The organism is Bacteriovorax sp. HI3, assembly GCF_059738875.1.
Genome location: NZ_AP026946.1, coordinates 2,760,577 through 2,776,054, shown reverse-complemented (window position 1 = coordinate 2,776,054; position 15,478 = coordinate 2,760,577). Strand labels below are relative to the sequence as shown.

16 protein-coding genes and 1 tRNA gene are annotated in these 15,478 nt (G+C 41.9%); 10 read left to right on the top strand and 7 right to left on the bottom strand.

The annotated features are described in order from the left end of the window. Positions 1-24: 24 nt before the first annotated feature. On the top strand, positions 25-1,734 hold the full coding sequence (locus AC6JA8_RS13750) for a sensor histidine kinase (RefSeq protein ID WP_497974303.1): 1,710 nt from the start codon (positions 25-27) through the stop codon (positions 1,732-1,734). On the opposite strand, the gene AC6JA8_RS13745 is transcribed toward AC6JA8_RS13750, so the two are convergent. Continuing rightward, complete coding sequence (locus tag AC6JA8_RS13745) at positions 1,720-2,346, bottom strand: response regulator (RefSeq protein WP_497974302.1); 627 nt, start codon at positions 2,344-2,346, stop codon at positions 1,720-1,722. The two genes, AC6JA8_RS13750 and AC6JA8_RS13745, sit on opposite strands and share 15 nt — an antisense overlap. Before the next feature lie 219 nt (positions 2,347-2,565). Between AC6JA8_RS13745 and AC6JA8_RS13740 the strand changes: the two genes are divergently transcribed. Both AC6JA8_RS13740 and AC6JA8_RS13735 read left to right on the top strand, forming a co-directional pair. Continuing rightward, a complete protein-coding gene (locus AC6JA8_RS13740) occupies positions 2,566-3,810 on the top strand; it encodes a hypothetical protein (protein ID WP_497974301.1) in 1,245 nt (414 codons plus the stop codon). 64 nt (positions 3,811-3,874) lie between these two features. Then, positions 3,875-5,194, top strand: coding sequence for a hypothetical protein (locus tag AC6JA8_RS13735; protein ID WP_497974300.1), 1,320 nt, complete (start codon positions 3,875-3,877; stop codon positions 5,192-5,194). Between the two features lie 24 nt (positions 5,195-5,218). On the opposite strand, the gene AC6JA8_RS13730 is transcribed toward AC6JA8_RS13735, so the two are convergent. From AC6JA8_RS13730 to AC6JA8_RS13715, 4 genes are all read right to left on the bottom strand, one after another. Then, a tRNA-Gly gene (locus tag AC6JA8_RS13730) sits at positions 5,219-5,293 on the bottom strand. Between the two features lie 45 nt (positions 5,294-5,338). Beyond that, positions 5,339-6,358, bottom strand: a complete 1,020-nt coding sequence (locus AC6JA8_RS13725) for a KamA family radical SAM protein (RefSeq protein WP_497974299.1) — start codon at positions 6,356-6,358, stop codon at positions 5,339-5,341. After that, complete coding sequence (locus AC6JA8_RS13720) at positions 6,355-6,630, bottom strand: hypothetical protein (protein WP_497974298.1); 276 nt, start codon at positions 6,628-6,630, stop codon at positions 6,355-6,357. Before AC6JA8_RS13720 ends, AC6JA8_RS13725 begins: the two co-directional genes overlap by 4 nt. Continuing rightward, positions 6,630-7,532 (bottom strand): 3'-5' exonuclease, encoded by a 903-nt coding sequence (locus AC6JA8_RS13715; RefSeq protein WP_102244371.1) that lies wholly within the window; start codon positions 7,530-7,532, stop codon positions 6,630-6,632. Before AC6JA8_RS13715 ends, AC6JA8_RS13720 begins: the two co-directional genes overlap by 1 nt. An 89-nt stretch (positions 7,533-7,621) precedes the next feature. Between AC6JA8_RS13715 and lpdA the strand changes: the two genes are divergently transcribed. The 7 genes from lpdA to AC6JA8_RS13680 are packed head-to-tail and all read left to right on the top strand — an operon-like array spanning position 7,622 to position 14,241. Then, the gene (gene lpdA, locus AC6JA8_RS13710) at positions 7,622-9,007 is read left to right on the top strand and encodes a dihydrolipoyl dehydrogenase (protein ID WP_497974297.1); all 1,386 of its coding nucleotides are present in this window, start codon (positions 7,622-7,624) and stop codon (positions 9,005-9,007) included. Between the two features lie 29 nt (positions 9,008-9,036). Next, positions 9,037-10,695 carry a 2-oxoglutarate dehydrogenase, E2 component, dihydrolipoamide succinyltransferase gene (gene sucB / locus AC6JA8_RS13705; RefSeq protein WP_497974296.1) on the top strand — a complete coding sequence of 553 codons (1,659 nt, stop codon included), beginning with the start codon at positions 9,037-9,039 and terminating at the stop codon, positions 10,693-10,695. Continuing rightward, the gene (locus AC6JA8_RS13700; RefSeq protein WP_497974295.1) at positions 10,695-10,991 is read left to right on the top strand and encodes a hypothetical protein; all 297 of its coding nucleotides are present in this window, start codon (positions 10,695-10,697) and stop codon (positions 10,989-10,991) included. Before sucB ends, AC6JA8_RS13700 begins: the two co-directional genes overlap by 1 nt. An 8-nt stretch (positions 10,992-10,999) precedes the next feature. Then, positions 11,000-11,416 (top strand): hypothetical protein, encoded by a 417-nt coding sequence (locus AC6JA8_RS13695; RefSeq protein WP_497974294.1) that lies wholly within the window; start codon positions 11,000-11,002, stop codon positions 11,414-11,416. Between the two features lie 24 nt (positions 11,417-11,440). Beyond that, positions 11,441-12,271: a glycosyltransferase family 2 protein gene (locus tag AC6JA8_RS13690; protein WP_102244366.1), complete on the top strand. Its 831-nt coding sequence runs from the start codon at positions 11,441-11,443 to the stop codon at positions 12,269-12,271. A gap of 2 nt (positions 12,272-12,273) precedes the next feature. Beyond that, positions 12,274-13,158 (top strand): glycosyltransferase family protein, encoded by an 885-nt coding sequence (locus AC6JA8_RS13685; RefSeq protein WP_142409159.1) that lies wholly within the window; start codon positions 12,274-12,276, stop codon positions 13,156-13,158. Beyond that, positions 13,159-14,241, top strand: coding sequence for a glycosyltransferase family 4 protein (locus AC6JA8_RS13680; protein ID WP_497974293.1), 1,083 nt, complete (start codon positions 13,159-13,161; stop codon positions 14,239-14,241). It abuts the gene before it with no gap. Between the two features lies 1 nt (position 14,242). Here the strand turns inward: AC6JA8_RS13680 and AC6JA8_RS13675 are convergent, their stop codons facing one another. Beyond that, on the bottom strand, positions 14,243-14,536 hold the full coding sequence (locus tag AC6JA8_RS13675; protein ID WP_497974292.1) for a hypothetical protein: 294 nt from the start codon (positions 14,534-14,536) through the stop codon (positions 14,243-14,245). A gap of 88 nt (positions 14,537-14,624) precedes the next feature. After that, positions 14,625-15,470 carry an endonuclease I family protein gene (locus tag AC6JA8_RS13670; RefSeq protein WP_497974291.1) on the bottom strand — a complete coding sequence of 282 codons (846 nt, stop codon included), beginning with the start codon at positions 15,468-15,470 and terminating at the stop codon, positions 14,625-14,627. Positions 15,471-15,478: the final 8 nt, after the last annotated feature.

Below are 15,478 nucleotides of genomic sequence, written 5' to 3'. Positions count from 1 at the left end.
TAATGAGTTTCAGGACAGGGGTTTGTGGGTCTTACAATATTTCTCGTACTATGCAATATTGCAACTCTCGTCTTAACCACCGTCACTATTCTTCAAACATCACGCCTGTGGAAACTCAAGGCCGTCCGTTGGTTGATTCTCGTCTCAGTGATTATTTTAATCGGAGCCTTGTCCGTATTAGGCATTTCAGTTGCCCAAACGTTTGAAGAAAAAATTATTTTTTTTAAGATGCGTATTTTAGGGACACTCTTTTTAGCACCTTGCTGGCTTTATTTTATAAGTTCAGTTTTTGACCGCTGGAAGTGGTTGCACAAGAAAGAAGCGATGATCGTTGTCTTTCTCCCTTGTGTTGTCAATTTCTTCTTAATGCTCAATCCATCGACTCAAAGTTTACTCTTTTATGACCTTAGGCCTTTTCGTTATTTTGATATCTCTATCATCGCTTTTAAGTTAGGCCCAATGTATAGCTATTTCTATCTCTGGTCGATGGGGCTGATGCTCTTGTCCTACATTATCAGTGGAATTAGTTTCGTAAAAAGTAACGGGCAACGACGTTATCAGGTTCTGGCCCTAAACGTAGGGCTTGGGGTGGGGATCGCACAAAAAGTCATTGCAGATATCGCCCATTTCCCTGAGGGGGTGGAGTTTGTTGCTTTCACCTTTTCTTTGTTATTTACGATCATAGCCATCATTTACACGGTTCTTCGTCATCGCCTTTTAAGTGTTGTTCCTCTGGCGATGGAGAGGATCTTTCATGAGATGCCTGATCCCATATTTGTTATAGACGATGAACGCAGAGTCATGGCCATTAATGAAAAAGCTAAATCGTTTTTTAATCTCCCGGAAAATTATTTGGGAGATCCAATTGAAAAACTTCTGCCCGATATCCCTTTGGGGCCGGGAGAGGTTGCCGTGACAGGAAAAGATCAGAAGCCACAGTATTTTCACCTGGCACTGGAAAAAATAGAAGATGGCAAAAGCAATTCTCCGGGGACAGTTATTTTCTTTCGCGACATCGGAGAACAAAAATCTGCTGAACTTCGTCTCCATGAAGGTATGGAATTTCGTGCCCGTCTCCTGGCCATGCTGGCCCATGACCTTTCGGGTTTTGTTGAGGCCCAATCATTGATTGCTTTTACTCTTCAAGAAAATCTAGGTTCAGAACACCAGCAGCATTTTGATTTACTAGAGAGTACCTCGATGGCCTCTCACAATTTAATAAATAACGTCATGGAATGGGTAAAGAAGCAGCCGACACAGTTCCAGTTAATCAGTAAATCTTTTGAGCTCACCACTTTGATAAAAAGTACAATTTCATCGATGGACAGTCGCCTGGTGCTTAAAAAAGTTGAAGTGGAGTTCTTCGGGAGCGATCGCCAATTCTTTGTTGATGGGGACCCGGAAATGATGGCGTCGATACTGCGAAACATTCTCTTTAATGCTCTTCGCTCAACTCCTTCCGGAAAAAAGATATACTTATCTGTTAATGAAAATCAAAATCAAAATCAAATTGAAATCAAAATACGGGATGAAGGGCATGGGCTGGATGAGAAGGAGCTTGAGAGGATCTTAGAAGCCTCTAAAAACTTCAATCTTACAGGAGTATCAAAATCCCAAGGAACAGGTATTGGTCTAATGCTCGTCCGTCACTTTATTTCTCTACATCAGGGAGATTTTAAAATGATGTCGAAACCTGGAGAAGGGACTGAAGTTTTAGTTTCAATTCCTCTTTAGAAACCATGAAATCATTTCAGCAGAATTTTTAGCCCCGCTTTTATTCATGATGCGCGCTTTATAAGTTTTGACTGTAGAAAGCGAGCAATTCATCTCTTTAGCGATCTCTTCGCTCGTGTGACCCTTACTCATCCATTCTAAAACCTCATACTCCCTTGGCGTTGGCATGGCCTGGGTTTGCTCATCAAGAATAGAGGTGACTGAAGCATCGAGGAAGGTTTTATCAGTATTATTCTTGAGAAAATTAAGGGCATCTCCCAGGTTTTTACCGGTTCCCATTTTTCTTAGAATGCCGCTGACTTTTAATTGATAAACTTGCCTAAGAAGATGTGGTTCATTTTGTCCGGTGAGAACAATAATTTTTGCCGAAGGAGACATCTGACGGACTTGTTTAATGACTTCAATACCCGAGATCCCGGGAAGGCCCAAATCGACAATGAGTAGGTCAGAAGATTTCTGGGCAAAGAGTTCTAAAACTTTTTCTCCAGTTGAGGCTTTGCGAATATTGAGTGGGCGAGCAGAGTACTGACTAAGCAGCATCTCAACACCGATGGCACTGACGTAGTGGTCATCGCAAATGATGACATTGGAGAAATCATTAAAGTCTTTCATTTGAAAATTGTAGCGATGAAAAGGGATGATTACAAGGTTTTGCAATTGAGAGGGTGAGGGAACACTCACCGATCGTTTTTGACCAAAGCATCTGTGTCAGAAATGTTTTTGTCACAGTTCTAAACGAGTAAGTTGCTGATTATACCTGAATTTTCTAAACAAGTGTCTAATGGCACATTCTTTCAACCGACATGACGTTGAGAATATTTAGGGGGACTAATGAAAAATATTGTATTTCTTCTTAGCATGTCATTGTTTGGCTGTGCCTGGACTCAACCAACGCTTAATAATCCAATAGCAGTGGAGACAAAAAAGAACTCTCGTCTTCCAAGTTCATTTGATGCTTGTGCTGAATCAAGTGATACAGAAGGTAGGGATAGTATTTTTAGTATTTGCTCAGGTGACAGGGCCTCTGTTAGTTCAAGAACAGGGACTGTTATTGGAGTTAATCCAAGAAAAAAACAAGTGACTATTAGATTTGAAAGCGGAGCCATTGAAACTGTTGGTATTCAGCATGTAACAGTCAACAAGGGCTGCTATCTTAATTATTGTGCAGATGATAGTGGGGCCGTAATTCAAAGGGCCGGAACAATTATTGGGGTAAACCCAGTCACTAAGATGATTTCTCTTCGTTATACCAGTGGGGTCATTGAAACCGTTTCAGCTCAACATGTTTCAGTTGGTAAGGGCTGCTTAAGAGGATACTGCGTAGGAGAGCGTGCCGCTGTTAGTACTCGCGTGGGAAGAATTATAGGAGTTAACCCTATTAAATATTATATTTCTGTTATGTTTGATAGCGGTGTTATTGAGTCAGTATCTCAGGAATATGTAGCTGTAGGGAAGGGATGTTTAAGTGGTTATTGCGTAGGAGATCGCGGAGCTGTTGGTACTCGTGCTGGAAAAATTGTTGGAGTTAACCCAATTAAGAATGAAATTGCACTAACATTCGATAGCGGAGCATCTGAATCCGTTCATATTGACCATGTTTCGGTAAATTCACTTTGTTACCAATATTCAGCAAACGACTACCGTCGTGACGTTGAGACACTTGAGCAGTTTGCAGATACATTTACAACAGACGATAGACAAGAAGCTGAGCTTGAAAGAGCAAGAAAAGAAGCTGCTAAAAAACCAGTATCAGTAGAAAAACCAGCTGTAGTAAAGAAAGATTCTACTTATACACCGATGGGGCCAACAACAAATCCTGGTTATGTTCCGATGGGTCCTGCTAAAGATCCAAATGCACAGTTCTGTCACCTGCGCTCTACAAAACAAAAGTGTGAAGAGTTAAATGGTGTTTGTCAGTGGATTCCACCTACAACATCTTACTGTCAGGCGCGTCCTGGTTCAACAGACCCGAACGCAATATTCTGTTCGCATAGATCGACACAGCAAAAATGCCAGGAGCTCTCTGGTGTTTGTGAGTGGGCCGGACAGGCGAGTGGATATTGTCAGGCAAGATAAGACTTAAAATAGGAAGGCCCGTTTAAAGCGGGCCTTTTTTTGTTAGCAAAAAATTGAGGAATTTATGAAGATTTTTATTCTTTTACTTTTAACAATGGCCTCTGCTTATTCCCAAGATAATTGCGGATCGTCAGATAAAAGAAATATGGTCGATCAGCTTGATTGTTTTTGCGGATCAGAGGATAAATCTGTTGTTCAACAGAAAATAGATAAACTTGGGGTTCTTCGTTCTGAGTTTGCAGAACGAAATGAGAATGACTGTCATTCAGCAATTGTTAAAACTTTATTCTCTGTAAAAGATAATAAAATTAGTTCAGACGTTTCTAAAAAAATGAAGTCATTAAATTATTCAGATGAGCAGATTGATAAAACGTTAAATCCAGTAATAAAGCGAGTGGAGGCAGCTAAGCTCATTAATAGTGGGAGTTGTTCTAAGTCGTCCGTTTCGATCAGTATCTGGCCTTTTAGTTATAAAAGTAGTGTCTCTGAAGAATGTAAGGCCATAGATAAAATGGACCCGAAAGAGCGTGAAGCTGTGATGACACTTGCAATTTTTTCTAGAGACCCATTTAATAAAGGGCAAAATTCTTTTACTCCTCAATTTAAAGAATTAGAAGACGCAAAGAAACTTGTAGAGAGTTACCCTGAAAATCGTATTTCAAAATGTTTAGGATTAACAAGGTCTATTGAAGGAACTTTGGAATGCAGTAGTTCTAAAACCGATGATATTAAAATTGAAAATTGTACTCTGCTTGGAGTGGGACCAACAAACTCTATAAAATGTCTTCAAGGAGACATTGATGCAGCAGGAATTAAAGCGTGTAAAATTTTAGGTTTTGGTGAAGTCAATACGATGAAATGCCTGGACATGAAACCAGATGTGAAAGTCGCGGAGTTGTGCAAGCTTTTGAGGTTTGGAGAAGTCAACACTATCGACTGTCTTAGCCTAAAGCCTGATGAGCAAATTGCAAGAGCATGTAAACTTCAAAATTTTGGAGAAGTGAATACGCTTAGCTGTCTTAAATTGAAACCAAGTAAGGAAGTTGCAGAATCTTGTAAAAAATTAAATATGGGTGAGGTCAATGCTATTCGATGTTTAACAATCAGTCCGGAAAGTGGCATCGCTTCAGCTTGTAAAAGTTTAAATCTCGGCGAAGTAAATACGATGGCCTGTTTACAATCAGGGGCATCGCCAGAAAAAATGCATCAATGTGGATTAAAAAATTTATCAGAACTGCAAACAATTGCTTGCCTTAAACAACCAATTAATGAAAAACCTGCAAGTGTACTGGTAAATGATATACCAAGAGCGCCTAAAGAATTAATTGATGAAAATAATGGAAATTCAGGAAGTGTTTTTAAAAGTAGTGATATTTCTAAGTAATAGTTGGATTGATTAAAGAAAGAATGGAGCGGATTACAAGGGTTGAACTTGCGACCTTCTCGATGGCAACGAGACGCTCTACCACTGAGCTAAATCCGCATTCGTATGGTGTGTTGGGCATATTAATGACCTGACCAAATTATGTCAAATAATTTTAACTTTTTCTCCATTTTTAGTGATGAGCTCACCACTAAATTCAAAGCTTTCAGGATTAAAGGCAGGGGTTTTCCCATGGCCTCCAGGAATGTCGATGATGTATTGCGGCAGTGCCCAACCAGGAAGTCTGTTGTGAAGAGGGGCAAAGATTTTGCGGCCTTCTTCTAGTGACACATAAAAATTCATGGCCCCGCGGGCCTCATCAGAATGGTGAAGGTAGTAAGGCTTCACTTTGATGTCTGCTAAAGCGGTAAAGAGATCGTATAAGGCCTCTGTCGAATCATTTACACCTTTAAGCAGAACGCTCTGAGAGAATACTTCAATATTGTTTTCATTTAAAAGAGCGATGGCCTCTCTGACATCATCAGTGAGTTCACTCGTATGATTCACATGAATCATTACCATTGAGCGCTTAAATAAATGAGCAGCACTTTGAAGAATCGCAATCAGTCCTTCATCAATTCTCGAAGGAAGAATCACGGGAGTTCTAGTGTGGAAACGGATGTATTTAATTGTGTCGATTTCAGAAAAATCTTGAATGTAAGTGGCAAGCTTTTCATTGCTTAAAATAAAAGGGTCACCACCAGTAAAAATCACTTCATTCACTTCAGGGTTTGCCTTTAAATAAGAAAGCGCTTCTTGAAATTTCTGGTCGAAGATTTCGTCTTTAGCAGAGAGTTCATTTTTTCTAAAGCAGTAACGGCATAAAACCGGGCACACCGTTGTCGGTGTAAAGAGCACGCGGTTTTCATAGCGATGAATCAGTTGATTGTTTTTTGCGTGGACCTTGTCTCCAATGGGATCAAGGCGTCCATCGTCTTTGTTCTCATCAATGTGAGGAAGAAATTCATTCCAAAGAGGAGAGCCGGGGCCTGCTTCTAAAATTTTAGCAGCAAAAACGCGAGGGATAAAAACGGGGTAATTCACATGAGGAAAGTCGCACCCGAAAAAATCTTTCAGGTCCTGATTGTTTTTCAGTGCTTCTTTAAACTCATGAGTCCAGCTCATTCGCTCTTTCCTGCATCCGTTTCAGTGTTTTTTTCCAGGTCTTGTTTAAGTTCTTTGATGTAGTGGTGACGGGCCCACCATGCGGTTCCTCTGATTAAACAAGCACCCATGATCGACATTCCGATAAAGTGATAGAACACTTCCGTCATGCTCAGGCGTCCTGAATTTGTCAGCGTGTAGTACATCCATTTTAGAAGGATGAGGTGCAGAACTAAGATAATCAGCTGCTGCAAGCGGTACCACATATTTTCTTTTGTAATAAAATCTTTCATTATTTCTTGAGCCATTTGGCGATGTCTTCTGCACCTGGAGAGCGAAGATCTGTTAATTTTTTAAGCTTAAAGGACTTCTGCATATCACTCCACAGGCAGCGTGCATACAGAATATTTCCTTCCGGCGAGTTTAATAAACTAGTTAACTTTACCGGTCGCCATTCGTTCTTGTGATTTCCACCGCTGTAGAGAATTTCCACGACGGCCGCTTCTTTCACCAGTTTTTCTAAGATTTTAAATTTCTCAGGCAACTCTTCAATGTCCAGCTTCTCAAATTCACTCAAAGTAAAGAGATGGCCGTGGCGTTTGAGCATGGGAGAGAGGGGCGTTCTTACACGATCAAGCGAGTGCAGGAAAACTTTTAAGGCCGCAAAAGCATCATCAGTAGCACGGTGATGGTTAAGAAGCGGGATATCTAGCTCTTTAACCAGAGTTGCAAGCTTGTGGTTAGGCAGTTCCATGTGCGTATGGCGCGCTAATTTACAAGAGCAGTAAACATCATTGCTTGAGAGTTCTAAGTTGGATTTCTGCATACCCATCACCACAAAACCCATATCGAATTTAGCGTTATGAGCTACCACTGGAAGGTCTGCCATAAAGTGTTTTAATTCATGTAAAACAGCTTGCAGAATGGGTGAGTCTTTCACCATTTCGTCAGTGATATTGTGAATCGCTGTCGTGTGCGGTGGAATTGGAATTTGCGGGTTAATGAGCGTCTGAAAAACCGTCGTTTCTTCGGGGGTTATTTTCATGGCCGCAATTTCAATAATGCGATCAACAAGAGGGGAAAGCCCCGTTGTTTCAAGGTCGATGGCAATGATTCCCTGAGGGAAAAATTCCAGCACGCGGGCCTTCTCGGCCGCGGTTAAATTGAGATCGTTTGCGCTTTGCGTTTTTATCACTTAAATGACGGCCCTTTCATTGACAATAGATGCCATTGTCTTTACAAATTTAGGCGTACTTTAAACTAAAAAATTTAAGGATTCAATGAATGAAAAACTTTGATGTTGTTGTACTTGGGTCAGGCCCAGGTGGTTATGTAGCTGCAATTAGAGCAAGCCAGTTAGGAAAGAAAGTCGCAATCGTAGAAATGGATAAATTAGGGGGCGTGTGTCTTAACCGTGGGTGTATCCCAACTAAGGCCGTTTTAAAGTCGGCGCACTCTGTTCACGAAATCGCTGATATGAAATCTCTAGGGATCGATGTTGAGCTAAAAGGGCTTAACGGAGCGACAGCTGTAAAGCGCGCTTCTGGGATCGCTGACCAGATGTCAAAAGGAATCGCCTTTTTGATGAAGAAAAACAAAATCGAAGTCATCACTGGTTTCGGGAAAATCAAAACAAAAACGTCACTTGAAGTAAAAACGGCAACTGCTGTTGAAACAATTAACTTCACAAACCTAATCGTAGCTACTGGAGCTCACTACAGATCATTCCCTGGTCTTGAGCACGATGGAAAGCGCCTGATTGGAGCATGGGAAGCGGTAAAGATGGAAACTCTTCCAAAGTCTATCGGGATTATTGGTGCCGGAGCTATCGGAGTTGAGTTTGCTTACTTCTGGAATGCCTTTGGTGTAGACGTTCATATTTTTGAACTTCAAAAGCACCTGCTTCCAATCGAAGATGATGATTCATCGGTTGAAGTTGAAAGAGCTTACAAAAAATACGGAATTAAACTTTCTCTTGGAATCGAAGGTGTGCGTGCTGTGAACAACGGTAAAGACGTTTCGATTTTCGAAAAAGTTAACGGGAAAGAAGTTGAGCACAAGTTTGAAATGGGTCTCATCGCTGTTGGTATGACTGGAAACATCGACAACATCGGATTAGAAGCAGTTGGTATTAAAACTGACCGTGGATTCATTTCAGTAAACGACATGTACCAGACAAATGTTCCAAATATCTACGCTATCGGTGATGTTTCAGGACCGCCTTTATTAGCTCACGCAGCTTCTCACGAAGGTGTAACAGCAGCTGAGCACTTATCAGGCGCGCACCCACACGCTATCGACAAAATGAACATCGCTGGTTGTACATACTGTCAGCCACAAGTAGCTTCTGTTGGGTATACAGAAAGAGAACTTAAGGCAAAAGGAATCGAGTACAACGTAGGAAAGCTTCCATTTACAGCTAACGGTAAGGCCGTAGCTTCAAATGAAAATACAGGATTTGTAAAAACGCTTATGGGTAAACACGGCGAAATGCTGGGAGCTCACATCGTTGGGACAAACGCGACTGAACTTATTCACGAGTATGTTCTTTTCAAAACGATGGAAGGAATCGATGAAGAGATCTTCGCGACAGTTCACCCACACCCGACACTTGGGGAGTGGTTAGGTGAAGCTGTTCTAGCGTCTAAAAAACGTGCTTTGAATTTCTAATTTAGAATTTTTGTTAAGGAGACCTATATATGAGACACGAAATCGTAATGCCGCAAATGGGAGAGTCAATCACTACTGGTACCATCACGAAGTGGCACAAAGCTGTTGGCGATAAAATCGCTGTAGACGAAACATTACTTGAAATCTCTACTGATAAAGTAGAGTCAGAAATTCCTTCTCCATACGAAGGAACTATTGTTGAACTTCTTTACAAAGAAGGGGACACAGTTGACGTTCAAAAGCTAATCGCAGTTGTTGATGATGCTCCAGGCGCAACAGCTTCTGCTCCGAAAGCGGCAGCAGCTCCTGCTCCAGCAGCGGCACAAGCACCAGCTTCTGCTCCAAAAACAGCAGCACCGGCACCAGCATCAACTGGTGGCGCGAGATACGAAATTGTAATGCCTCAAATGGGAGAGTCAATTACAACGGGTACAATCACTAAGTGGCACAAAAAAGTAGGAGACAAGATCGCAGTTGATGAAACTCTTCTTGAAATCTCTACAGATAAAGTTGAATCAGAAATTCCTTCTCCATACGAAGGGACAATCCTTGAGCTTCTTTACAAAGAAGGTGACACAGTTGACGTGCAAAAACTAATCGCGGTTGTTGGCGATGCTGGAGCAGCAGCTCCGGCCCCAAAAGCAGCGGCACCAGCGGCAGCTCCAGTTGCTTCAACTCAAGCAACTGTTAGCACTCCTGCTCCAAAAGCTGCAGCAGTAGCACAAGAAGCACACGATGCTTCTGGAAGATTCTACACTCCACTTGTTAAAGCAATGGCAAAGGAAGCAGGAATTCCTCTTTCTGAACTTGCTCATATCAAAGGAACAGGAGCTGCGGGACGAGTTTCTAAAGCAGACTTTGAAGCTTACGTAGCTGGTGGAAGAAAATCTGCAGGCGCAGCAGCTCCAAAAGCGGCAACAGCATCTGCTCCAGCGGCAGCTAAAGCTCCAACTGCACCAGCTCCAGGGCCAGTGTTTAGACCAGGTGAGAGAGTTGAAATCGTTCCTATGGACAACATGAGAAAAGCGATCGCTCGCAACATGCAAGCATCAAAGCTTACTTCTCCACACGTAAACTCAATCGACGAAGTCGATATGACAAACCTTGTGAAGTTCAGAGAAAGCTTTAAGAAGCAGTTTGAAAAAGAAGAAGGCTTCGGTCTTACTTACACTCACTTCATCCTATACGCTATCGTTCAAGCTCTTAAAGAGTTCCCGATCGTTAACGCTTCTACAGATGGTGAGAACATCATTTACAAAAAAGACATCAACCTTGGATGTGCGGTTGCAGTTCCTGGTAACGGACTTGTTGTTCCAGTTATTAAAGGTGCAGACAACTTAAACATCAGAGGACTTGCTCGCGCCCTTAACGTTCTTGTTGAGAAAGCTCGTGCTAAGAAGTTAACTCTAGATGATATGTCAGGTGGAACTTATACTTTCACAAACAACGGTTCATTCGGGATTCTGGCAGCGACTCCTGTTATTCTTCAGCCACAACTTGCGATCTTCTGTGTTGGGACAATCCAGAAACGTCCAGTTGTCACTAAAGACGATGCAATCGCTATCCGTCAGATGATGTACGCAACTCACACTTACGACCATAGACTAATTGATGGAGAAGTAGGATCGAAGTTCCTTCGCCACGTTATCAACACTCTTCAAACTATGGACCCTGCGGGACTATTCTAATGAAAAACCTATCAGTTTTAGCTTTATTACTTTTAGCAGTTTCTTGTTCATCGACTCCGGACGTACGTCCGGGGGCCGATGGCATTCATTCTATCAGTCTTCTTGGTGAAGATGTAAAAGACACGGAAGGTGCTGCTCATAAGCAGGCCCGTGCTTATTGCACAAAACAAGGCAAGACTATAGAATACCTAAGTGACGATACTATTAAGGCCACGCCGACAGAAGTTAGCATGGAAAAGAGCTTATTCAAGGATAATGAATCAGTTGCTACTGATATTAAATTTAAATGCAATTAGGAGTTAACATGAAGTTAATGAAATGCGCGCTACTTATCTCACTTTTAGGTCTTGTTTCTTGTGCTTCTCATGAGCACGTTCGCCCAGGAGCTGATGGCATTCACAGAGTCCTTATCAGAGGAACAGAGAAAACTGTCGTAGAAGAACAGGCCATGGCAGAAGCAAAAAGCTATTGTAGTGAAAAAGACCAGTCTCCGGCCTTCACGTCTGAAGACACTAAGTACACTGGTTCAATGGACGAAAGCACTCATAAAACAATCCAGAAAGTCTCAAAAGCGGCTGCCGTTGGCGGTGGCATGATGGGAGTTATGGGTGGAAAAAAAGAACAAAGCGTAGGTAAGGGAGTTTTTGGAGCAGGAGCTGTTGGTTCTGTGTTCCAAGACGAAGAAGCTTACACTGCCGATATGAAATTTAAATGCATCTAATCTAGAAGAAGGCGGGACTATTTAATGACTAACGATTTATCTATTCCCGCCTCTGTCTTAATCATTGCTCAAAACGCCGAAAAACACCTGAGACGCTGTCTTGATTCACTCAAAGCTTTTAAAGAAGTCGTAATCATTGATGGTGGGAGTAAAGATAAAACGGAAGAGATCGCTAAAACTTACCCCAATGTAAAATTCGTTAAAAACCCATGGCCGGGATTTATTCCGCAAAGAAACGTTTCAATTGATAACGCTTCTTATGAGTGGTGTTTTATGATCGACTCTGATGAAGCTGCGACTCCTGAGCTCGTTGAAGAAATCAGAAAAGTTGTGGAGAAAAACGACCGCACGATTGCCATGTGGCGAGTGGTGAGAACGGAGTACTTTGAAGGCGCGGCCATCGAATACGGACATGGCAGAAGCGACTATCAAGAAAGACTCTTTTTAAGAGACAGAACAAGATACACTGGTGGAAACCACCACCTGCACCTTATTGATGGAATTGACTTAGGAAAACAACCACACCTGATGGCCGATTTTCCTCGCCACGTAAGAGTGCTTCACGATCCGGATTATGACCTGGATGCGATGATTACGAAGATGCCCCGCTTTTCAATGCTCATTGGCTCTGAAAAGTTTAATAAGGGCAGACGCGTTTCTGCTCCGGAAGTGATTTTCTCCTTTGTCTGGACGGCCATTCGGATGAGTTGGCGTTCACGAAAAATGGGCAAGAGAGGAATTGTTCTCGCTTTCATGAAAGCATACAGCGACTCTCTGGCAAAACTTTATATTTATGATCTTCAAAATTTCCGCAATATCAAACAAAGTGAAGCGGATAAAAAGTACGTAGGATAACATTGAAAAAAATTTCTGGTTTTACATTTATTAAAAACGGTCTGACCCTAGGATACCCCATCCTGGAGAGTGTGCTTTCGATTGAGCCTATTTGTGATGAAGTTGTCATCAACGTAGGTTTTGATGACCAGGAATGCACAAAAGATGACGGGACATATGCCTATTTAACATCAAACCTTAAAGGCGAAAAATATAAGTTCATTAAAAGCTGGTGGGACCCTGCGATTCAAAAAAGTGGGTTGATTCTTTCTCAGCAAACGAATATCGCACTTGAGCAGTGTACAGGTAAATACTGTCAGTACATTCAGGGCGATGAGTGCATTCATGAAGATGATTTGCCGGCGATTTTAGCAGGTGTTGAAGAGATGGAAAAAAATGATCAGATCGATGGTCTGGTTTTTAACTACATGCACTTCTATGGAAATGTGGACATCTATAAATACACAAGAACAATGTACAGAAGAGAAGTCCGCCTGGTGAGAAATCACAAAGGGATTAAATCGTGGCTGGATGCTCAGGGCTTTAGAAAGGCCGATGATACTAAACTTAAAGCGCGCTTGATTAAAGCGAGAATCTTCCACTACGGTTGGGCAAGGCCAGAAAAAGTGATGGCCAAAAAAGTGGTGGCCTTCGACCGTCTTTATCATGGCAATGCTAAAGATAATCAAAAAGAATTCGCCTACACCCGCGTGTGGGGTCTAAAGAAATTTAAAGGCACTCACCCTAAGGTGGCCAAGCCGTGGTTAGATGCTAACCGCAATGAGCTGGATTTTGATAAACTTCCATTTCAATTTTCTTCGCGTATCTTAGACGTCATCGTGAGTGATTTAATTGAAAGTGCTACCGGTTACCGTATCGGTGAGTACAAAAACTACAAGCTGATTTAAATGAAAGTTATTCTCTTTAACGGATACGATGTTTGGGGCGGCGGTGAGAAGTGGAACTTCGAAGTCGCCCAGAAACTTTTATCTGCCGGGCACGAAGTGGTCTTTATTGGACCTGCTAATGGAGAGCTTTTTAAGCGTTTTAATAAGCTTAAAACAACTCAGCCTAATCTCGACACGCTTGAGTTCCCAATCACCGATAAAACCTACCTGAACATTGTTAAACAAATGGTCTTCTGGCAGCTTTTAAATCAAATCAATGCCGATGCCTTCGTCTTTAACTCTTACCGCGACGTAAGAGCTGTCGGATGGGCCGTGGGGCGCTCGCATATTAAAAAGCGCATCCTGCGAGTCGGGACACCTCATGCTCCAAAAAATAAGTGGAGCTATCGCCTGACTTTTAAAAATGGGATCAATACTTTTGTTGGTATTTCTGAAGATTGCATTGAAGCATTCAGAAAAACAGTTCCTGAATTTCTTGAAGGAAAGACGATCGCTAAGATCACCAATGGAATTAAACTCGATGAGTTTGTGCCGGTAAAAAAAGAAATCGGTGAAACCTTTATCTTTGGAAACTGCTGCCGCTTAACGGAGCAAAAAGGGCTTTCGCTCTTTTTACAGGCGATGAAAAAGCTGGTGGATCAAGGTCACAACGTGAAGGCAATTATCGCTGGAGACGGGGAAGACAAAGAGAAGCTCCTTAAAGAGAGAAAAGACCTGGGGCTGGATTCAGTGGTTGAATTCATCGGGCATATCGAAAAAACGGCAGAGTTTTATCCACAGATTGATGCCTTACTTTTTACTTCTTATTTTGAAGGGACAGCAAGAACCATTCTAGAGTCGTATGCTTGTGCTAGACCTGTCATTGCTTTTAAGGCCAGCAGTATGGCCGAAATGGTAAATGACGGAGTCGATGGTTATTTTGCTGAGGCCTTCAGTGTTGATGACCTTGCTAAAAAAGCAGCGCTTATGATCGCTGATAAAAAGAAAGTCCTGGAAATGGGGCAAGCGGGAAGAGCAAAGGTCGAACGCGAGTTCTCGAGCGATGCGACCTATGCTGAATGGGTCAAATTAATTACCAAATAAATTATTCGCACTTAACGTGAGCTGTGATCTTCGTCAGTTTTGAGTACGGATCATTCTCCACAGTCACAACTTCTGTTTCATCTGAAACCAGGACCACTCTTCCGTAATGATTTTTGTAAGTCAGGACATTTTCAAACCAAGAAAGGTTGTATGAGCAGACTTGTGTCTCTTCACTTTTATTTGTGATTGTTAATGTCACTGTATTGTCTTCATCGCGTGTAACGCTGAAATCCGGTGTATAAGCAAAAACTGAGAATGAAGATAAGATTGATAGGGCAAGAATCGTTTTTTTCATCATTAACTCCTTTTAAGATGCGAGGTAATGAAAGTGTACTGCCCCTAAAACAAAAAGGCACCGCTTTCGCAGTGCCTTTTAGATTTTTTTAGAATTTGTTGATGTAGTTAGCTAGGTTCGGGAAATCGATGAATGGGTTTCTGTTACCTTGAGCATAGTGGATTTGGTTGTTTCTTTCCATTTCTGCGTCATCAACTGGATCGATTTCGTTCCACTTTCTTAGAACTCTTTCTTCAGCAGCTGGAACTTTGATTTTGTATCTAACTGAGAAGTAGAAGATAGCGCGAGCTACGTTTCCTTTGTGTTCAGTTGGTGGTTCGAAAAGATCATCGCTTCCGCCATCGTTAGATGAACCTGATTTTGAAGCTTCACAATCACCAGCAAGAGCACCGTTGTCGTGAGAGATGTCAGCGAAGTCGTAGTTTCCTCTAACAGAGTTTGCTCTTGAATCTGTTGGGAAAAGGTGGTGAAGGTCAGACTTCTGCATATCTTTTGGAAATGATCCTGTGAATTTTGATTGTGGCCAAGTGTGTTCGCAGTTGATTTGGTTGCTGTTTGGAATAGCACCTGGTTTTACACCTGCTCCAGAAGAGAAAGTTTTGTGACAGTAAACATCTCTGATGAATGTTTTACCGTTGTTTTCTTCAAGGTGAAGTTTTCCGAAAAGAACTTTTCTCGCTCCATCGTATCCTAGAACTCTGTGTCCGTAGCAGTTAGCTACACCTGCTTGGTCGCAACCAAGAGTGTCTCTTCCACCTTTAGAATCTCTTTGGTGGTTAGAAGCTAATACATTGTAGATTTCAGTTTTAAGAGCCTCGTCTTTTACTTGTCCTTTAGCAATCACTTGCATGAAAGCTTCTGGGTAGTAAGTTGATTCAGCAGCAGATGCTACCGATAAAAGAGCAAGGAGAAGTAAGCCAATCGTTGTCTTCAAAATAAATC